The following is a 20666-nucleotide window of genomic DNA, read 5'->3' on the forward strand; positions in this document are numbered from 1 at the left end:
ATCCATATATGACTTTATAAACAGATAAGATTTAAGGAATATATCTATTAATACTAACGCTTATGGAGCTTAATTTTAATTATATCCTTTATAATATTAATAACCTTTTCCTTACTATCATTATTATCTATAGTAATATGAGCATATTTTTTATAGAGCTTATACCTTTCTTTATGTAAGTCATATATCTTATCTTTTCCTTCTTTTAAAAGAGGTCTATTTGATATATCTAAAGTTTCTATTATTTTTTCCGGTTTTCTATCTATAAATATTATACATCCACTTTTCCCTAATGCATCCATGTTCTCTTTTCTCTTTATAACGCCACCCCCTGTGGCTATAAGAGTATTTTCTAGTTTAGAAACCTGTTTAACTGCTTCTGTTTCCCTATCTCTAAAGTATTCTTCACTAATGTTAAACATTTCCTTTATAGTCATATTGTTTTTTTCTTCTATATATTCATCTAAGTCAATAAAATTTATTTCTTCATCCTTACTAATTATATTACCTAGACATGTTTTCCCACATCCTGAAAGACCTATTAATATGATATTATTCAAAACTCTTCTCCCTTCTAGAATGCTTATTGAAGCATCATATCTAAAATAGCAATGGCAGTGACACACTCCACCACTGGCACTGCTCTTTGTACTATACAAGGATCATGTCTTCCCTTAATTTCTAAAATATCATCAGCTTTTGTATCCATGTTTACAGTTTTCTGTGGTAAAGCTATAGATGGCGTTGGTTTAAATGCTACTGAAAATATAACTGGCATTCCACTAGTAATTCCACCTAGAATCCCCCCATTATTATTAGAATAGGTTTTTATGTCCTCACCTTCAATATAGTACTGGTCATTTGCCTCACTACCTCTTAGTGTTGAGATGTTAAATCCTTCTCCAAACTCTACTCCCTTAACTGCTGGAATAGAAAAAAGCATATGGGATAATACACTTTCTACTGAGTGAAACATTGGACTTCCAAGTCCTACTGGTAGGTTAATAACAGCTCCTTCTATAACACCTCCAATAGAATCTCCTAAAGCTTTAACCGCTAAAATTTCTTCTTTCATTTCTTCGGAAATAATCTTATTTAAGGTAGGAAATCTATCCTTCCTCAATTCTTGTAATAATTCTTTTCTTATATTTACTTTGTCAAAGCCATGATCTTTTATCTTTCCAATAGACTTTATATGTGCACCTATATACACATCATATTCCTTTAAAATATCCTTACATATTGCTCCTACAAAGACTAAAAGAGCTGTGAGCCTACCAGAAAAATGTCCACCACCTCTATAGTCATTATACCCTTCATATTTAATCATGGCTGGGTAATCACAGTGACTTGGTCTTAGCTTTACCTTAAGCTCTGAATAATCCCTAGATTTAGTATTGTTATTTTCAATTATGGCTGATAGTGGTGCCCCTGTAGTTCTTTCTTCAAAAATTCCGCTTAAAACCTTAGGTATATCTTTTTCTATTCTAGAAGTAGACAATGAATCTTGACCTGGTGCTCTTCTTCTCATTTCTTCATGAACAAAGTCAAAATTTATCCTATGACCTGCTGGCAACCCATCAATTATAACTCCTATGGTATCACCATGGGATTCCCCAAAAACTGATACTTTTATTTTATTTCCTATAATTGAACTCATCACCTTCACCCCCTAATTTAAAATAATCCTTAAAGAAATTAGGATAAGACTTCTCTACGGCACTAGGATTATTTATGATTACATCACCATTAGCTCTTGTGGCTGCTATGGCCAAGGCCATTACTATTCTATGATCATTGTGAGAATCAACTTCTCCACCCTTTAATTCATTAACACCTGATATTATTAAAGAATCTTCTAACTCTATTATATTTGCTCCTAGTTTATTTAACTCTTTAGTTATAGCATGTAGTCTATCACACTCTTTAATTCTAAGTCTTTTAGCATTTACTATTTTAGTTTCCCCCTCTGAAAGGCTAGCAAGCACCGTAAGAACTGGAACTAAATCGGGACAATTGGAGGCATCTATTTCTATGCCCTTAGTCTTAGAAGGTTTTACTTTTATACCTTCTTCACTTTCTTCCACATTACATCCCATAGCTTCTAAAATATCTAATATGACCTTATCTCCTTGAAGAGAATCCTTATTTAGACCAGAACATACTATAGAAGAACCCAATGCCCCTGCTACTAAAAAAAAGGCTCCCTGAGAATAATCTCCCTCTACATAATAGTTTCTACTATTATATTTTTGGGCTCCTCTAATATTAAACTCTTTATAATTATTATTTTCTATCTCTATGCCAAAATCCTTTAAAGTATCTAAAGTAAGATCTATATATCCCTTAGATTCTAGTTTTGTAGTTATCTGAATTCTAGAATTCCCCTCTAAAATGGGAAGAGAAAACAGTAGCCCTGTTATAAATTGTGAGCTTATATCTCCCCTTACTCTATATGTACCACTAGTAAGTTTTCCGCTTACCTTCAAAGGTAAACCGTCCTCTTCCCTTGAATATTTTATACCCTTTTCTTCAAAGATTTCATAATATGGTTCTAGTGGTCTTGAAATTAACTTTCCTTCTCCATGAAATATATAGTCACCATCTTTGGTTAAAGCTAGTGGAATTAGAAATCTTAGAGTTGAGCCAGATTCTCTGCATCTTAAATCTAGTTTCTTTTCATAGGAAAACATCTTTCTTCCATCAATATATAAGTTTTGATCTTCAATATTAACAACTGCTCCAAGCTCCTTCATTATCTCCATAGTAGCTTCAATATCCTTAGAAAGTTGTATATTATCCACCCTAGATATCCCTCTACTTAGAGCAGCTGCAATTATCCCCCTATGCCCTAAACTTTTAGAAGAAGGAACAACTATATTCCCTTTAAGTAACTTGGGTTTTATTATAATTTTATCCATAGCTTTTCCTCCTAAATAAATTTTTCTAATTCTTCATGAGTAACCTTATGAAGAAAAACCTTACCTATGTCTTCAATAAGAATAAGGTTTATAAAATCTCCTATTGTCTTTTTATCTACTGAAATAGCATTAATAATATCTTCCCTGGTCTTTACTTGGAAATCATAGGGCAAGTTAAATTTATCTAGTAGACTTTTTATTCTGTTAGCAACTCCATCCTTACATATATTTAACTCCTCACATCTAAGGGCTATAGAGTACATCCCTATAGCTACAGCTTCTCCATGAGAAACACCCTTATAATTTTCAAGCTTTTCTATAGCATGGCCTATGGTGTGACCAAAATTTAAAATCATCCTCTCTCCTTTGTCCTTTTCATCCTGCTCTACTACCTGTTTTTTTATACTACAGCATTTATATATTATATCTTCTATATATTCAAATAAAGCTTCATAGCTTTCTATACTTTCAAACTTTTCAAAGAGCTCTTTCTCCTTTATTAATCCATATTTTATAGCTTCACCTAATCCATCATTTACATATCTCTTTTCTAAGGTTTTAAGCACCTGAGGATCAATATATACTGCCCTAGGATGATAAAAATTACCTATTAAGTTTTTTCCCCTAGGTAAATCTATAGCAACCTTACCTCCTATAGATGAATCGATTTGGGCAAGTAGTGATGTTGGAACTTGAACAAATGGAATTCCCCTTAAAAGAGTAGCTGCGCAAAAGCCTGCTAAATCTCCAATGACTCCTCCCCCTAAAGCTATAATTAAATTTCCCCTATTTAGCTTAAAATCTAAAAGTTCATTATATAGCTTCATTAAAGATTCTATTGATTTACTCCTTTCACCAGGTTTCAAAACCACCTTTAAAACTTTAAAATCATTATCCTCTAAAGACTTTTTAACTATATCTCCATAAAATTTATCTACATTTTCATCAGTAATTAAAGCTATTTTATTTCCTTCATATATATTTGAAATCTCTTCACCTATACTGTTTATAATTCCTGATTTAATGAGAATTTCATATTGATTATTGAGAAGGTTTATTTGTAAATTTCTCATAATTATCTTCCTTAAATCCCACTAATACTTTATCTCCATCTATAAGTATAGGTCTCTTTACTAACATTCCATTAGTAGAAAGAAGTTCTATGGCTTCATCCTTTGACATGTCTTTAATCTTATCCTTTAAATTCATTTCCTTATAAAGCTTTCCTGAGGTATTGAAGAATTTCTTAATCTCAAGTCCACTTTTGTCAAGCCATAAATCTAACTCTTCCTTCGTTGGGTTATTCTCCACTATATGTCTATCCTGAAATTCTATGTTATTTTCAACAAGAAATTTTTTTGCCTTAATGCATGTAGTACACTTTGGATACTGAATAAATAATATGCTCATATATGTTCTCTCCTTTTATTTTAAATAGTTACTTACTGTTATTATAAAATATTTATTACTAATTATTATACATTAATGAATTATATTTTCACATATGAATTCATTAATAGAAACCTATGTATTAAATTACTCCTTTTATATTATATATATTGTGAATTAATATATATAGTGTAAAATATAATATAATGTTACATATACATTACTGTGTATATTTTATAATTTTAATTGGGGGATTCTTATGAAATTTTTTAACACACATTCCGTTATGATTGAGGAAGCAAAAAAAGCTAAACTGAAACACAATCCATTTCTCAACTTACTTATATCCTTAGTTCTTATTTTAGTAAGTCAATTTATACTTGTGATTCCTATGGCAATAATAGGTTTTATAAGTGTGATTAAATCCAATGGATTATCTATGACCATAGATAATGAAACTTTAACTCTTATAAATTTATTTGGTACTGGATTTTTAATTATACTCTGTATTTTATATTGCAAGTTTAGTGAAAAAAGAAATCTTCGCTCCATGGGGTTAATAAAAAAAGGTGCTTTTAAAGAATATGTCATTGGATTAATAGTAGGGCTTGTTATGTTTAGTGCTGTTGTATTGATTCTAATGATTTCTGGACACTTATCCTTTGTTAAGGTTACTCTGTCTTCTCTTCCTCTAATTATTATTTTCTTTATTGGTTTTATGATACAAGGTGCCAGTGAAGAATTTCTATGTAGAGGCTTTTTATTAACTTCAATTGCTGCTAAAAATGGAATTATTCTCGGTATTATTTTGAACTCCTGTTTATTTGGGTTTCTCCACATTTTTAATTCAGGATTTTCTATACTACCAATGATTAATATTATTTTAGTTGGTATATTCTTTTCCGTTTATGCCTATCGTACAGATAATATTATTGGAGTATGTGCAATTCATACCATGTGGAACTTTGCTCAAGGTAATATATATGGAATTCTTGTTAGTGGAATGAACATAGGACCTTCTATTTTGAAAGTTAATAGTTTTAGTGACTCTTTACTATCTGGTGGTAACTTCGGAGCTGAGGGTGGTCTTGCTTGTACAATTGTATTAATTATATCTACATTGCTTGTGGTGTTTATTCCCAAAAAATCTATTTCTACATCACCAAGTGAATCATATTAAATTATATTATATTATAAGGAGGCTTTTATGGAGACTTTATTTGCTTTTATTCCTATGTTAATTATTTTACCCATAATTTTATTGTTTTGGGGTTTAGGTATTTATGCACTGGTACTTATCATTAAAGCTTTAAAAATTTATATTAATAAAAACTCATAATGTATCTAAATTATAGAAGACCATATCATAACTATGAAATGGTCTTCTAATTTTTTATTCTTGAGTTGATAACTTCTTATAGTTATTATATCTTTCCATAGCATCTGCTTCTGTCTTTGCAAATAATTCCTCTGCTACTTCTGGAAATACCTTGGCTAAAGATGCATACCTAACCTCACCTAATAAGTAGTCTTTAAAGCTTCCATTTGGTGCTTTTGAATCTAAGGAGAATGGATTCTTAGTTCCTTTTAAATCTGGATTATATCTATATAAAGTCCAATATCCACACTCTACTGCTCTCTTCTGTTCTTCTTGTGAATAAGACATTCCAGCTTTAATACCATGATTAATACATGTAGAGTAAGCTATTATTAATGATGGTCCATCATAAGCTTCAGCTTCTGAAATAGCTTTTATAGTCTGATTTTTATCTGCTCCCATGGATACTTGAGCTACATATACATAACCATAGCTCATAGCCATCATTCCTAAATCCTTCTTCTTAGTTCGTTTTCCTGATGCTGCAAACTTAGCTACCGCAGCCGTTGGAGTTGATTTTGATGATTGACCTCCTGTATTAGAATAAACTTCTGTATCAAAGACTAATACATTTACATTTTCTCCTGATGCCAATACATGGTCAAGGCCACCATATCCTATATCATAAGCCCATCCATCTCCACCAAATAGCCATTGAGATCTCTTAACAAAGAATTCTTTATCTTCTAGTATCTTCTTAGCTATTTCACTATTTTCTTTCTGAAGAACTTGGGTTAACTTAGTTGCTCTATCTCTTGTACCTTCACTCTTATCTATGTTATCTAACCAATCCTGTAACACAGGCTTAGCTACCTCTGAGATATTGCCACTTAGAGCTTCTCTTATATTCTGTGCAATTCTTTCTCTTATGGTTTTAACAGCCATAAACATTCCAAAACCATACTCAGCATTATCTTCAAAGAGTGAGTTAGCCCATGCTGGTCCATAGCCTTCTTTATTAGGTCTATAGGCTGTTGAAGGTCCTCCAGCTGCCCAAATTGATGAACAACCAGTAGCATTAGCTACCATCATTCTATCTCCAAATAATTGAGTTACAAGTTTAGCATATGGAGTTTCTCCACATCCTGCACATGCACCTGAGAATTCAAGGAGAGGTTGCTCAAATTGACTACCCTTCACAGTATTTTTGTTCAATGGATTCTTCTTGTTTGCAACTTTTTCTACAACATAATTCCAGACTTCTATTTGATCATGTTGGCTATCCTGTGGTTTCATAACTAAAGCTTTTTCTTTAGCTGGACAAACCTCTGCACAGTTTCCACATCCAGTGCAATCTAAAGGCGTAACTCCTATATGGAAAAACATTGGAGCTTCTGTTTTAAGACCCTTGGCTTCTAGCAACTTCATATCCTTTGGAGCATTTTCTTTTTCTTTTTCATCTAATAGAAAGGCTCTAATAGTGGCATGTGGACATACATATGAACATTGGTTACATTGAATACAGTTCTCTGAAATCCACTGTGGTACATTTACTGCTATTCCTCTCTTCTCAAAGGCAGTAGTACCTGCCATGAAGGTACCATCATCTACTCCCTCTCTAACCAATGTAGAAACTGGAATATCATCTCCTTCCATCCTATTCATTGGTTCTACAATATCCTTAATAAATGCAGGATAATCCTTCATTATATCTAACTTATCATCCTTAGCATCCTTCCATTTACTTGAAACTTCTATTTTAGCTATAGAATTTATTCCTGAATCAATGGCAGCATGGTTCATATTTACAACTTTTTCACCCTTCTTACCATAGGAAGTTATAACTGCTTCTTTTAAATATTTTACTGCTTCTTCAATAGGTATGATATCTGCTATCTTAAAGAAGGCAGCTTGCATTATCATATTTATTCTTCCACCTAACCCAATTTCTTGGGCTATTTTAACTGCATTTATGATGTAGAGCTCTATATTATTTTCTGATATATATCTTTTTAAGTCAGCTGGTAATCTATCTTCCAAATCTTTTTCTGTCCATTGAGTATTTAAAAGGAATTTTCCACCCTTCTTTAATCCTTGTAATAAGTTATAGCTATATACGTAGGATTGGTTATGGCAAGCAACAAAATCTGCCTTGTCAATGGTATAGTGAGATTTAATTGGTTTATTACCAAATCTTAAGTGAGAAACAGTTATTCCACCTGATTTCTTAGAATCATAAGAGAAATATCCTTGAGCATACATATCTGTATGATCTCCAATAATCTTTATAGCACTCTTATTAGCTCCAACGGTACCGTCAGAACCTAATCCCCAGAACTTACACGAGGTTGTGCCTTCTGGCGTAGCATCTATATCCTCCTTTGGCATTAGTGATGAGTTTGTAACATCATCAATTATTCCTATGGTAAATCTATCCTTAGGTTTATCTTCTTTAAGATTTTCAAATACGGCAGCTATATGAGCTGGAATCGGATCCTTTGAACCAAGTCCAAATCTTCCACCTACTACTAATGGAGCATTTGCTTTTCCAAATAGTGCTCTTACTACATCTAGATAAAGAGGTTCCCCTATAGAACCTGGCTCCTTAGTTCTATCAAGTACTGCTATCTTCTTAACTGTACTTGGCATAGCTTTTATAAACTTCTCTATAGAGAAAGGTCTATAAAGTCTTACTTTTACAAGTCCTACCTTTTCTCCCTTATCTCTTAGATAATCTATAGTTTCCTCAACTACTTCAGATACAGAACCCATTGATATGATTATCCTATCCGCATCCGGTGCTCCATAGTAATCAAAACAGTGATATTCTCTTCCTGTTAGTTTTGTTATTTCACTCATATAATTTTCTACTACAGTAGGTATATCTTCATAGTATCTATTAAGTGATTCACACATTTGAAAATACAAATCAGGATTTTGAGCAGTTCCCCTTGTAACTGGATGATCTGGATTTAAAGCATTTTTTCTAAACTCATCAATAGCTTTATAGTCTACTAGTTTTGCAAGTTCCTCCTGCTCTATAACCTCAACCTTTTGTATTTCATGGGAAATTCTAAAGCCATCAAAGAAACTAAGAAATGGCATTCTAGCCTTTATAGCACTTAAATGTGCTACTGCTGCTAAATCCATAACCTCCTGAACAGAGCCTTCTGCAAGCATTGCAAATCCTGTTTGTCTTGTAGCCATAACATCTTGATGGTCACCAAATATACTTAAGGATGACGTAGTAAGAGCTCTAGCTGCAACATGTATAACTCCAGGTAATCTTTCTCCTACCATCCTATACATGTTAGGTATCATAAGTAATAGACCTTGTGATGCTGTATATGTAGATGATAGAGCTCCTGCTTGTAAGGAACCATGTAATGCTCCTGCTGCCCCTGCCTCAGATTGCATCTCTACTACTTTAACAGGATGACCAAATATATTTTTTCTCCCCTTAGCGGCCCATTCATCTACTAGCTCAGCCATAGGTGTAGATGGTGTAATTGGGAATATAGCAGCTACTTCTGTAAATGCATAGGATATATGTGCTGCTGCTGTATTACCATCCATAGTCTTCATTTTTCTCATGTTATTACCTCTTTTCTTACAGTTTAAATATATTGATATGAAGGTATTGAGACATATATCTAATGCCTCAATAGCCTTTTGTTACTTTGCTCTAAGTTATAAATCTTTAATTTTTACTCTTATACCATTTATATGTTGAGCTAAATAAGTGGATATTATGTATAGCATTAAAATTTATTAAAGACTTATTACTTAACTATAAGAAAATGAGGCATTCACAAAACAGAGCTATCTATTTTGTAAAAGCCTCATTGGTAAAACTATATAATTTTTAATACTCTATATTGTAGGTTCAACACTATTCATGGACCAACCATCATTTCTTACGTCATGTATATCTATAAACTCATCCTTCTCTTCTATAGCCTTAAGCCTCTTTACTACTCCATAAGGCTCCTTTAAAGATAATTTATATCCTCTGCCTGATATTATCCATAAAGTTCTATAACCTTTTGGAGTAACCTTTAAGTTATCTTCACCTTTACCATCAGTAAAGTATATAAGTAAGTTAGTGTCAGTGTTATTTATATATTCAAATACAGGAGTAAACTGTGTTCCTCCCCCTTTAGTAACCCTTTCTCTTATATCCTTTACAGACTTAACCCTATATGTTCTTCTAATATTGCTATCACACTCTATTATAGTAACTTCACTATTATAATTTTTTACTATTGAAAGTACTTCTTTCATAGCTTGCATAAACTCAGCATCACTTATACTTCCACTTATATCTATAGCTACAGCAATTTTAGCCCTATGACCTCTTAACTCCCCTTTTAAATCTAATCTATTAGGTTGTCTTCGACTTCTTCTTGTTACAGTTTTCTTCTTACTACTCTCTAAGGTTCCCATTATTTTTTTTAAATAAATATTCCATGGGATTTCATTTTCACTTCCCTTTAAAGTGTTTAGCATAGCTTCTATCTCTATTGGAAGCTTTCCTTTACTAGAAAGCTCTGCAAATTTCTCCGTAAAAGACTTCAGAGTTTTATCATCTATATCATCAGATTCATCCCAGGTATCATGAGTCTTTTTAGGATCATATTCATCCTTAGTATCACCTTTAGAATCATCCTCTTCTCCTTCTTTGTCCTCTTCTAACAAATCCAATTCTCCTTGAATTTCTCTCACATAGTACTCCATAGAATTATATGGTTCTAACTTCAAATTATATTTTGTATTTACCCACTCTAAGGTAGTTGCATAGGCAGGTAAGAAATTAACATATTGATTTGCAACTATGTCCATAGCCATATTAACAGCTAAGGTACTGTATTTTTTTCTTAATTCCTTTGCCCTTACTAAATGTAATGCTAAAATATGATGTATTTCATGTTTTATAGTCCCTTGCATCTGACTCAAATTAAGTTGTAAAAATATAAAAGGATTAAAATAAACAATATATTTAGCTCCCTTAAAACTTATGGCTGTAGGTGTAGCTATATCATATCTTATTTCTCTTTTTACCTGAAATAAAAAGTATCCATAGAAATTTTCCTTCTCTTCCATCATGGCTAGATTTACTCTATCTACTAGTCTATAAAACTCCAACTTTAAGTCTTCTGGCATATCTACTACAAATTTTTCGCCATCTCTTCTGGCTTTAAACATCTCTCCACCATTAACTATATTAGTTACCCTATTATAAAGCTCAACCCTTAATTCTTCAAAATTCTTACTCATGCCTATCTACCCTTTTATCTCAGTATAAGTTGCAAAGTAATTCTCTACAAAGTCTTCATTTTCTAATATGAAATTATATATTTTTTTTTGACTTTCTCTCATATCCTGCATAATTCCAATCATCAAATCTACTGGATAAAAGCTAAGAAACTCTACAAATCTATCTATAACTCTCTTTATAGCTGCTACTTCTAGCTCTTCAACTTTGCTGCTAATATAATTTATCATATTACTTCCTGTTAAATATAATCTAGTGTGGCTCTCATTGGATATCCTAATTTTAACCTGCTCTGATAAAACTTCTTCTTCAAATACTTCTTCTGGAGAAATTAAAGCAGTATTATCCGACTCCATAAAATCCATAAGTTGCTCTGCAATAATTCTTCCAAGATTCCCCCTTAAAACATTTAAAAATACTCTTCTTGGTATACTATCTTTATTTTCTTTATATAACTTATAACTTTTAGACACTCTTTCAAAGCTTCGTGGGGTAGCCCTTATATCATCTTCGTTAATACTGTGTAGATGCTCTGGAAAAGTAGATATGAATTCTATTACTTTTCTATCAACTTTATTTTCCGAAGCCCATTTAATCCAACCCTTTGCATCACTTTCCATGTTAAGCCAAACAAATCGATTTTCTTGGGCAGCATCCATATCTACTACTTGATAATCAAAGTCTGAGCCGTATTTACTGGATGGATTCATTGCAGCTAATATCTTTACTTTATAATGAAGCTTATATCCATTTATCTCTCTATTTAATATCAAATTCATAAGCTCTTGTTGTACACTATGCTCACACCTATTTATTTCATCTATAAATAAAAGTACATCTTTACCTTCTAAAATAAGATTATCTATTTCTCTAAGCTTTGTATGAATAGCATAGATAGTTGTCTTTTTACTTACTACTCTTCCATGTTCATCTTTAATAGTATATTCTTCCACTGTAGGGAGTCCACCTATTTCACCCTCCTTTAAAAGGTTTCCATCTATAACAACTAAACTCCATTCTCTTTGTCTCGCCAAAGTCTTTGCAAGAGCAGTCTTGCCTATTCCACTCTCTCCTACAATAAGAGGTACTTCATTAGTTTCTATTACAAGCTCTACACTTTTTAATGTATCATTAAAGTTCATTTGCATTATCCTCCTACATAATCTTTAGCTTTTCATCTATAGCAACTCTTTTTGCTCTACTACTTCCATACTTATGAATAAATATAATCTTATCCATAGAAATATTATTATACTTTTTATTTATACTTTCACAATTGATAAAATTTCTTACATATCTCTCTTCTATATCTTCACTAGATAATCTTTCTTTTAATACTCCTTCGAGCTCTTCTATAGAAATATCTTTTATAAGATACTTAATTACTAGTATATTTTCTTTTAAAAATTTTATCATCTTTTCTTTATCTAGATTATGAACAAACTTAATAGCAGCTTCATTATTTCTAATGGCAGATATCTCAGCTTTTTCACTAGGATTGTTAATATACCTTAGGGCATCATAGCTAATATTTACAGCCACTAGCTGCACCTCTTCACAAGGATTTTCTATATACTTAATGGAATCATAATTTTTCTCAATAGCCAACCTCTGAAGATAACAGCTAGGATTCTTTATATACTGAATAGCCCATCCCTTTTGTTCAATCCCTAGATTTACTAGTTCTTCACTAGGAGCATCTATATATTTTAAAGTATTCCAGCTTTCCTTTACTGCATACTCTTTCATTTCTAAGGTAGGCTCATCTATAAATTCAATAGCATTTATATTACTCTTCAATGCTTTTATATTCATTTCCTCTGTTGGATTTTTTATGTACTGTAGAGACATTCCATCCTTCTCTACGGCCAAAAGCTTCATTTCTTCTGTTGGGTTCTTTATAGTTTTTATAATAATTGGATTCCTCTTTACCACTTCTATAGCTCTATTATAATCCATAACCATATTCCTCCTAGGTTCATAGCACACATAAGACTTATAAAATCTTATAACTGCATAACCTTCACTAAACAATGACTTTATTAAGTAATAATAATTCTCCATTTAATTATATCATTTTATAGTATATTTAAAAGCGCTTTTTTCAATAACTTTATTATAATTTCTTCAAGGTATATATGATTATTATCAAAAAATGAATATCAAAATTAATTGATATCCATTTTCTATGTTTTTAAATATGTATTTCAACAGAAAGCATATCGTCGTCTGTTTCTATTAAAATATTGCCTTTATTACCACTCACTATTTTTTGAACATTATGTAGTCCATAGCCCCTACTAGAACCCTTAGTTGAATATCCTTCTTTAAACATTGAGGATATATTTATTTTATTCATATCTTTTACAGTGTTTTTTATAGTGATAACATATCTACCGTTGGTAGAATAATCTTCATCTATATATATCTCAACTAATTTATTTGGACTCTCCTTAGCTGCTTCTATAGCGTTATTTAGTAAATTAGTTAATATAATTACCATATCTGATTGACTAATCTTTATATTATTCAAGCTATTTTTAATGTTACACTTTATGCTTACATCGGCTTTTTCTGCTTCACAAATTTTACTATAAATAAGAGCTCTTAAAATTATATTATCTATTGCCATTAGCTTTGTTAAAGTATCTTTATAAGTTATATCTTCTATATACTTCTTTATTACTTTATTAACTTCATCATAATTTCCCACCTGAAGAGTTGAGTATATCACATTTAAATGATTTTTATATTCATGTTCACTAGCCCTTAACTTCTCAATATACTCATTTAAAATCAAATTATATTTATTTTGAATTTCTAATATTTCATTTTCCTTCATAATTTTATATATATCCCTACACAAAATCATGGTTATTACAATGAATACTAACAATGCTGAAAATAATCCAATTCTTAATCCACTGCCTATAAAATGACTATCATTTATAAATATTAATATAGTTAATATTAGAAATAAATTAACTATTCCTGTTATGATAATTTTAGTACTTATCTTAGGTATAGTTGAAATATTCACCTTAATATATTTAGTAAAGTAATATATAGTACCTAAGGTAATTGTAAATACACCCACTAATGTTAAGGTTAAATTTATACTCTCTGTATTAATATCTAATATACCTACTATAATTCCAACAATACTTTCTGCTATCATTAAAACTAATAACGATATAGTTATCTTTATTAGTGATTTATAAAAAGTGTCATTATGTAAAAATTTATTTATGAATGCATATATTATAGTTAAAGCTCCTATAGTAACTACTGGTATTTTTATAACAATACCAAAAACATATGCTAATATAATAGAAATTAAAACATTTTTAATATTAATTTTATCAAATAAAATATTGCAAATCATACCTAATGTAAACAACTCTAAAAAATTATTTATACTCATTTTCATACCCTAAAATTTCAAATACTTTTTCACAGTAACTTATAGATAAGTCAATAATGTCGCTGATGTTAACAAAATGTACTTTCCATAACTTAGTATACATCTTGTCTATTCTTTTTATATATTTAGTGTTTACAATAAAGGATTTATGACATTGTACTATACTATTTGATTCAATCATACTTAAAAGCTTCCCTAGAGATAATTTTGCATAAATTACTCCATTCTTAACTGTTACAATTTTGCACTTCCTTGGTATATACTCAGCAAAAACTATATCATCATGATAGAGTTTATAGGTTATTTTATTTTCTATAGTTATCATACTATACTTTCGATTGTCATTTTTTTTAACATTTTCTTTCATAAACACATCTATGATTCTTTTAATATCTTTTTTACTATAAGGCTTTATTAAGAAATCATAGCAGTGTATATTTTTAAATGCATCTACCATCTGATAACCTTGACTTGTTATAAATACTATTCCTTTTAATTCATAGCCTTCCATAGCTCTAATTTTTTTAGCTATATCTATCCCAGATCCATCTGGTAAGTTAATGTCAATAAAGAATAAGTCAACATTTTTTTCACTAATGACTTTTAATGACTCTTTAAATGAATGTGCCGTTAGGAGCTCCACATTATTATAGCTTTCTTTAATTAGGTTAGACAAATTATCACTTTGAATAATATCATCTTCTATTAACAATAATTGCATCTTCATCACCCCTAACAATTATAGCACATTTTAGATAATTATTACTTTCTTTTTTCTCTTAATTCTAATGGTAATTCAACTTCTCCCCAAAAGAATATAGAAGAAGATTTCAGTGCTGCTTCTCCTACTCCTATACTAGCATTAGTTAATACACCACTCATAAGTTTTCTTAAGTCGAATTTTTTCATTAAATTTTTCATTACAGATTTCCCCCTGTTATTCATATAATATTCATAAATCATATATGTTCCAAATAATAATACAAGATTTATGTACACAGAATCATTTACTACTCTTACTAAAGTATATGTAAATAAATATATGAAGCTTGTCTTTAATTTTAATTTTAAAATTACCTTAGGATCTTCTATTGCTTTAATCTTAGTTCTATATTTAGCAGTAAAAATTGTAGCTATAACAGATACTAATATTAAAACTCTTATGAATCTTGGTATTATTATTATAGAAGATAAAAAATACATACTTAAATATATTCCTGTAGTCTTTATAAAGCATCTTGCAAAGCTTTTACAATGCCCACCTCCAAGTTTAGTTCTAACCCCTAAAATTAATACTGTAATTATGAAAAATTCAGGTAATCTTTTAAGCATAATAGATATTAAAAGTATTATAAAGAATTTGATCCCTTCACTTATAAAAATCTCTACCCCATATCTAATTCTATCAAGATAATATATATCTTCTATATTAGATTCTGTAGCAATAAAATTCACAATTTTTTTTACTAAAATACTAATCATAAAATCCCTTCTTAATTTCAAGTTTTAACAAAATTATACACCATTGCTATATGTTTTATTTTGAATTTTCATGAAATTACTTATTTCATACCTAAAATTCCTTATTTTTCACACTTAAACTTTATTTTACATTAATTCTTAACTTACATGTTCGATATTTAACCTTTCGTTCCAAAAACCACACTACAAGATTATTTTAAGCTATAATCATACATGAATAACACACTTATATAGAGGTGGTTTAATTACAACACCAGTAAAATATTAATAGAAATAATAATCTCAAATTCCTTTCATTAATATATATAAAGCACCTCTATATTCATTTTATACTAAACTTATATTTATATTTAGAATCTTTTATTGTGAGGTGCTTCTGATGAAATCTATCAGAAAAGATTTAAAATTAGATTTGATAGCTTCTATTATAGCTATATTGATTTTCTTATTTTCAGTACCTAGATTAATAAAGACATCTGACCCTACTACCATTGCATTTTTAGGTATTTGTGTATTACTACTCCTTATATGTAACTTGCGTAAAATTCATAGTAATAATTAGGTTATTATTATAATAGATTATATTCAATAGTTTAACTTAATATATGTAATTAACCAATTTAATTGTAATTGTGACTATAAAGTGTAAAGTCAATGTCCCCTATATAAAAAAGAAAACACAGTAAAGTTTCTAATCTTTTAGCACTTTACCGTGTTTTCCTTTTGTTGATAAATAAAAATAATGAAGCTTTAAATTTAATATATTAGTTTAATAATTAATTACTTTTGAATAAAATATTTTTTTAATAGTCTTTACTACAGAATCACTTTCATTATCTCCTATGATTTGTGAATTATTTTCTTTAACTGTAATAGATGCATTTTCTACTACATATCCTTCATCTGCTACTTCAAGCATAGAACTATCCTGTTCTACACCAGCAAATACAACTACTTTCTCACTTTTAATCATCTCTCTTAACTTTATCAAAGCGCTTCCTCTAGATGTTTTACCACTATACACTTTTAAAATATAGTAATCTTCGTTATATCTTTCATATATAACCTTGATGTTTTTATAATCCCTACATCCTTTAAGCCTATTATGTAGTATTTCTATTTTATCTATCTTGTTAATAACCATGATGCAAATTACGTCTAGCCCTTGTGGTAGTTTACTATATATATAATTTTTCAATGGAAGTACTTTCTCTAAATTATAAAATCTCTTTTCTTCTTCATTAGTAAAATTACCATAATAAATGTGCATCACATTATTAATTATAGTATGAGTAAAGGTATTTATAGATAACTCATCACATATATTTAAGATTCGTTCAGCTATTTCATTATTTATTCCTTCATGGTAAACATAGCTTTTCTTATTAAAATCATATATTGCTGCTCCATTCATTGTAATTACTGGTAACTTAATATCCATACTACTAACTATAGGTGCTACAGTTTCTGGAGTTTTATCTATTACTAATGTCACTAGTGCTCCTTCTTCTATCATTTCCTTTAGTTTTACCTTAGTATAAGCACTAACTTGATTTTTAGAATCCATTAAAGTATTCGTTAGTGTACTTACAAACAAAATTTTGGTATTTCTCTTCTTAGGTAACCTCATAGCATTGACCCCTAACGCTACAAAAATCCCAATTAAAGTGTCTATAATCCTATTAATAGTAAATGCATAAGGAACTACATCATCTCCATGATTTATAGCCACACTTAAAAATACTACACAACTAATATAGGATGCTGTTTGTCTTTCAAGTAATATAGTAGTATATATTAAAGGTATGATAGCTACAGATGTTAATAGATATCTTAGTTGTGGCATAGATTCAGGTATAAATCTTCTTTCTAATAATAACACTATCACTCCAAAGGCACCTCCAATTAAAGTCCCAATGGTACGATTTAAACCAACCTGCTTAGTACTCTCCACACCTTGTTGCATGCATAAAATTGCCGCTATTGCTGAATAGAATGGCATTCCTGTGCCTCTTACTAAATATATTAAAAAACATATAAAGACTGCCACTGCTGATTTTATAATCCTCATTCCTATCCTTGGCATTAAAATCCCCTTCTTTAACTAATAATTTATAATACATTATATCATGAGTATTTATAACTTTTTATATTTAAACGTATTCTAATTTTACATATAAATATTCAAATATTCTTTAAAATCTAATGAATTTTAGTTATTCTGAAGTTTATATACATAATTAATATTGACATTCATCATATTTTCCATATATAATTATTCCAATTATATGGAATTTGTTGTCATTACCTTTATAAAATAAGTATAAATATAGGATTTTAAGGGGGAGAAACTCATGCTTGAATTTTTTAAACTCATACCTATAATTATTATGATTATATTTCTTTGTCTGGGAATTGGTGTCTTTCTACTTATTAATAAGATATTTAAATGATGTATTTATCTAAGTTTTGATTTGACTTTTATAATGAATAAAGTTATATCTTATAAGATAATATAAATATATAAACTTAATAGGAGGTTCATAAATGAATAGCTTAAATTCTAAAGAAGACCTTTTAAAACTAATTGATACTACGGATTTACTTTTATGCTTCTTTACTGGAAAATGTTTTTGAGGAAATGATGACCTGCTTTGTAAAGTAGATGACTTGCTTACTAATTATCCTAAGGTTAAATCTATAAAAATTAGTATTGATGAATTTCCTTCCTTGTGTGCAGAATTTTCAGTTTTTACAGCACCTACAATTTTACTTTTTACTCAAGGAAAAGAAACCCTAAGAGAATCTAGATTCATTGTCATGAATGAGTTAGATAAAAATATAAATAGATATTATAGTTTAATATTTTAATAATATTCTTTTCAACCTTTTAGTAATTTATATAATAACTAAAAGGTATTTTTTATATCTTCACTTAAAATAATTATTAAAATTATTTTATATTTGTATAAACTTCCTTGACTCTATAGTCCCTATAGGGTTTAACCTTTGAAATATAAAATATTGAATTTAGGAGATGATTTTATGAATAAAGAATATTTAAATGATACTATCAAATTATTATGTGAACGTGCAAGTTGCCGAAGCTTTCTAGACAAGAAAATTCCTGATGAACTATTGAATGAGATTATATCTTGCGGCTTACATGCTGCTACTGGAGGAAATCTTCAACCTTACTCTATAATAAAGATAACTGATGATAATACTAAGGAACGTTTAGTTAATGAATGCGATATGCAATCACTAGTTAAAAATGCACCTGTTAATCTTCTATTCTGTATTGACTGGAGAAGAATTCAACGTTGGTGTGAAGCCTCTGATGCTCCTTTTGTAGCTACCAAGAGTTATAGACATTTTTGGATTGCTCTTCAAGATACAATAATATGTGCTCAAAATATTTGTACTGCTGCTGATTCTATAGGTTTAGGCTCTGTATATATAGGCACAGTAGAAAGTTGTTTTATGGAATTAAAATCTATATTTAATATTCCAGAAGGCGTATTCCCTGTAGTTCTTTTAAGTATTGGATATCCAAATCAACCTTTAATTCCTGCTCCAAAGTTAGGCATAGAAGCCATAGTTCATGAGGAAAGCTATAAAGACTTAACTATAGACACTTTAGTAAAACTACAAAATGAAAAATACAATTCTAAAAAATTTCCCCTTAGTCCAACTAATATGGCATCAATGAAAGAAGTGACTTTAGATATAGGTGGCGAAGATTACAGTAATAAGATTATTACATCTATAGAACAGCAAGGTTATATTAATATGGCCCAAAGATACTTTGGTCTTCACTATAAAGCAAATTGGTCTTGTATAGGAAATAAGAATTTTATAGAAGCTCTTAAGGCATATGGATTTACATGGATTATGGGAGAGGACTTTCCTACTGATGACAAATAAATTTTAAAATTAAAGGATATAATTAGTCAATAAACTACCAATTATATCCTTTAAATATTTCACGATAATTACTATTTCAATAATAGCTGAATCTGTCTCACCCATTCTTCATTATTATCAGATATGTTTGGCCCTATAATTAATTCTTCTATACCGATTCCTTGTAATTCCATTTTAGAAGATTTTATATATTTTAATAAGCTATCATAACTTTCTTTTAAACTGTCCCGACTACCTATATGGTCAATGACTCCATAAACCCCTTCTTTTAATGTGTATTTATTCTTAGAATCATTTAGCTTTTCTTCTTTGCTAAGAGCCAGATAACTTTTAAGATGAGTTTCTCCTTTATCATTAATATTTATTAACCTTGACGGCTTAAACATAACTTCTACACTAATACTACAATTTCTATCAAAACTTACCAAAGACCTTATTACATTATCTATAGTGCTATTTTCATTTACGTCTATTAAATATCCTTCCCTTCTTTCTAATACCATAATTCTCGGCTCTGTAGAATAATTTCCTTCCCTTAAATCATTTATATTTTTTAATTGCTCTTCTACATAACAAGAAACTTTTTTTAAGTTCTCTATGTTTTCATCAATTACATTTTTCAAATTATTAAACAATTTTTCTGTTTCACATATATCTCCACTTAAAACCTTCATAATTTCACTAAGAGATAATCCCGTAGACTGTAATGCTTTTATTTTCCACAATCTCTGACTAGAAGTACTATCATAATATCGATAACCTGACTTAGAATCTACTTCTACAGGAACTAATAATCCAATATTATGGTAGTATCTTAAAGTTTGTATGTTTATATTATGTAGTTTAGCCATTTCACCTATACTAAATTTCACTTCGTTTTCACCTCATATATTAAATAAAATTAAATTATAACCTTATAAGAAAATAGGA

At 29.7% G+C, this 20666-nt stretch carries 18 protein-coding genes; 4 read left to right on the forward strand and 14 right to left on the reverse strand.

Translation table 11 applies throughout. From position 1 onward, the window contains the following. Positions 1–53: 53 nt before the first annotated feature. From B2S02_RS11300 to B2S02_RS11320, 5 genes are read right to left on the reverse strand one after another with little or no spacing between them, the layout of a single operon-like run. Positions 54–560: a shikimate kinase gene (locus tag B2S02_RS11300; protein WP_035134743.1), complete on the reverse strand. Its 507-nt coding sequence runs from the start codon at positions 558–560 to the stop codon at positions 54–56. Positions 561–583: 23 nt separating this feature from the next. Then, entirely contained in the window at positions 584–1660 is a 1077-nt protein-coding gene (gene aroC, locus B2S02_RS11305; protein ID WP_346879090.1) for a chorismate synthase, read from the reverse strand. After that, a complete protein-coding gene (gene aroA, locus B2S02_RS11310; RefSeq protein ID WP_346876306.1) occupies positions 1638–2921 on the reverse strand; it encodes a 3-phosphoshikimate 1-carboxyvinyltransferase in 1284 nt (427 codons plus the stop codon). The genes aroC and aroA overlap by 23 nt, the downstream gene beginning before the upstream one ends. Before the next feature lie 11 nt (positions 2922–2932). Further along, the gene (aroB, locus tag B2S02_RS11315) at positions 2933–3994 is read right to left on the reverse strand and encodes a 3-dehydroquinate synthase (protein ID WP_346876305.1); all 1062 of its coding nucleotides are present in this window, start codon (positions 3992–3994) and stop codon (positions 2933–2935) included. Next, a complete protein-coding gene (locus tag B2S02_RS11320; protein WP_346876304.1) occupies positions 3963–4331 on the reverse strand; it encodes an arsenate reductase family protein in 369 nt (122 codons plus the stop codon). Before B2S02_RS11320 ends, aroB begins: the two co-directional genes overlap by 32 nt. A 238-nt stretch (positions 4332–4569) precedes the next feature. On the opposite strand from B2S02_RS11320, the gene B2S02_RS11325 reads away from it, so the two are divergent. Continuing rightward, a complete protein-coding gene (locus B2S02_RS11325; RefSeq protein WP_346876303.1) occupies positions 4570–5490 on the forward strand; it encodes a type II CAAX endopeptidase family protein in 921 nt (306 codons plus the stop codon). A gap of 213 nt (positions 5491–5703) precedes the next feature. Here the strand turns inward: B2S02_RS11325 and nifJ are convergent, their stop codons facing one another. From nifJ to B2S02_RS11360, 7 genes are all read right to left on the reverse strand, one after another. Further along, on the reverse strand, positions 5704–9222 hold the full coding sequence (gene nifJ, locus B2S02_RS11330) for a pyruvate:ferredoxin (flavodoxin) oxidoreductase (RefSeq protein WP_346920712.1): 3519 nt from the start codon (positions 9220–9222) through the stop codon (positions 5704–5706). Positions 9223–9501: 279 nt separating this feature from the next. Next, entirely contained in the window at positions 9502–10905 is a 1404-nt protein-coding gene (locus B2S02_RS11335; protein ID WP_346876301.1) for a VWA-like domain-containing protein, read from the reverse strand. Between the two features lie 6 nt (positions 10906–10911). Then, complete coding sequence (locus B2S02_RS11340) at positions 10912–12045, reverse strand: ATP-binding protein (RefSeq protein WP_346876300.1); 1134 nt, start codon at positions 12043–12045, stop codon at positions 10912–10914. Between the two features lie 13 nt (positions 12046–12058). After that, positions 12059–12862 (reverse strand): hypothetical protein, encoded by an 804-nt coding sequence (locus tag B2S02_RS11345; RefSeq protein ID WP_346920713.1) that lies wholly within the window; start codon positions 12860–12862, stop codon positions 12059–12061. Positions 12863–13097: 235 nt separating this feature from the next. Next, on the reverse strand, positions 13098–14327 hold the full coding sequence (locus B2S02_RS11350; protein ID WP_346876299.1) for a sensor histidine kinase: 1230 nt from the start codon (positions 14325–14327) through the stop codon (positions 13098–13100). Further along, the gene (locus B2S02_RS11355; RefSeq protein WP_346848737.1) at positions 14314–15048 is read right to left on the reverse strand and encodes a LytTR family DNA-binding domain-containing protein; all 735 of its coding nucleotides are present in this window, start codon (positions 15046–15048) and stop codon (positions 14314–14316) included. The genes B2S02_RS11350 and B2S02_RS11355 overlap by 14 nt, the downstream gene beginning before the upstream one ends. Positions 15049–15089: 41 nt before the next feature. Beyond that, positions 15090–15809 carry an accessory gene regulator B family protein gene (locus tag B2S02_RS11360; protein ID WP_346876298.1) on the reverse strand — a complete coding sequence of 240 codons (720 nt, stop codon included), beginning with the start codon at positions 15807–15809 and terminating at the stop codon, positions 15090–15092. Between the two features lie 379 nt (positions 15810–16188). On the opposite strand from B2S02_RS11360, the gene B2S02_RS11365 reads away from it, so the two are divergent. Continuing rightward, complete coding sequence (locus B2S02_RS11365; protein WP_150845295.1) at positions 16189–16371, forward strand: hypothetical protein; 183 nt, start codon at positions 16189–16191, stop codon at positions 16369–16371. Positions 16372–16578: 207 nt separating this feature from the next. On the opposite strand, the gene B2S02_RS11370 is transcribed toward B2S02_RS11365, so the two are convergent. After that, entirely contained in the window at positions 16579–17895 is a 1317-nt protein-coding gene (locus B2S02_RS11370) for an HAD hydrolase family protein (protein ID WP_346876297.1), read from the reverse strand. Positions 17896–18479: 584 nt separating this feature from the next. Between B2S02_RS11370 and B2S02_RS11375 the strand changes: the two genes are divergently transcribed. Together B2S02_RS11375 and B2S02_RS11380 are read left to right on the forward strand one after the other, a co-directional pair. Then, positions 18480–18680, forward strand: coding sequence for a thioredoxin family protein (locus B2S02_RS11375; protein WP_346876296.1), 201 nt, complete (start codon positions 18480–18482; stop codon positions 18678–18680). Positions 18681–18854: 174 nt separating this feature from the next. After that, positions 18855–19736, forward strand: a complete 882-nt coding sequence (locus tag B2S02_RS11380) for a nitroreductase family protein (RefSeq protein WP_346890759.1) — start codon at positions 18855–18857, stop codon at positions 19734–19736. Positions 19737–19807: 71 nt separating this feature from the next. Here B2S02_RS11380 and B2S02_RS11385 read toward each other — a convergent pair whose 3' ends face one another. After that, a complete protein-coding gene (locus B2S02_RS11385; protein WP_346876295.1) occupies positions 19808–20608 on the reverse strand; it encodes a MerR family transcriptional regulator in 801 nt (266 codons plus the stop codon). Between the last annotated feature and the right edge of the window lie 58 nt (positions 20609–20666).

Source organism: Clostridium sp. UBA7339, assembly GCF_002470865.1.
GTDB classification, from domain to species: Bacteria; Bacillota; Clostridia; order Clostridiales; family Clostridiaceae; genus Clostridium_J; species Clostridium_J sulfidigenes.

What these genes read in the sequence shown, in the direction of transcription:
- aroC (WP_346879090.1), bottom strand. Translation starts at nt 1,660, where the DNA reads ATGAGTTCAATTATAGGAAATAAAATAAAAGTATCAGTTTTTGGGGAA.
- aroA (WP_346876306.1), bottom strand. Translation starts at nt 2,921, where the DNA reads ATGGATAAAATTATAATAAAACCCAAGTTACTTAAAGGGAATATAGTT.
- aroB (WP_346876305.1), bottom strand. Translation starts at nt 3,994, where the DNA reads ATGAGAAATTTACAAATAAACCTTCTCAATAATCAATATGAAATTCTC.
- B2S02_RS11320 (WP_346876304.1), bottom strand. Translation starts at nt 4,331, where the DNA reads ATGAGCATATTATTTATTCAGTATCCAAAGTGTACTACATGCATTAAG.
- B2S02_RS11325 (WP_346876303.1), top strand. Translation starts at nt 4,570, where the DNA reads ATGAAATTTTTTAACACACATTCCGTTATGATTGAGGAAGCAAAAAAA.
- nifJ (WP_346920712.1), bottom strand. Translation starts at nt 9,222, where the DNA reads ATGAGAAAAATGAAGACTATGGATGGTAATACAGCAGCAGCACATATA.
- B2S02_RS11335 (WP_346876301.1), bottom strand. Translation starts at nt 10,905, where the DNA reads ATGAGTAAGAATTTTGAAGAATTAAGGGTTGAGCTTTATAATAGGGTA.
- B2S02_RS11340 (WP_346876300.1), bottom strand. Translation starts at nt 12,045, where the DNA reads ATGAACTTTAATGATACATTAAAAAGTGTAGAGCTTGTAATAGAAACT.
- B2S02_RS11345 (WP_346920713.1), bottom strand. Translation starts at nt 12,862, where the DNA reads ATGGATTATAATAGAGCTATAGAAGTGGTAAAGAGGAATCCAATTATT.
- B2S02_RS11350 (WP_346876299.1), bottom strand. Translation starts at nt 14,327, where the DNA reads ATGAGTATAAATAATTTTTTAGAGTTGTTTACATTAGGTATGATTTGC.
- B2S02_RS11355 (WP_346848737.1), bottom strand. Translation starts at nt 15,048, where the DNA reads ATGCAATTATTGTTAATAGAAGATGATATTATTCAAAGTGATAATTTG.
- B2S02_RS11360 (WP_346876298.1), bottom strand. Translation starts at nt 15,809, where the DNA reads ATGATTAGTATTTTAGTAAAAAAAATTGTGAATTTTATTGCTACAGAA.
- B2S02_RS11365 (WP_150845295.1), top strand. Translation starts at nt 16,189, where the DNA reads ATGAAATCTATCAGAAAAGATTTAAAATTAGATTTGATAGCTTCTATT.
- B2S02_RS11370 (WP_346876297.1), bottom strand. Translation starts at nt 17,895, where the DNA reads ATGCCAAGGATAGGAATGAGGATTATAAAATCAGCAGTGGCAGTCTTT.
- B2S02_RS11380 (WP_346890759.1), top strand. Translation starts at nt 18,855, where the DNA reads ATGAATAAAGAATATTTAAATGATACTATCAAATTATTATGTGAACGT.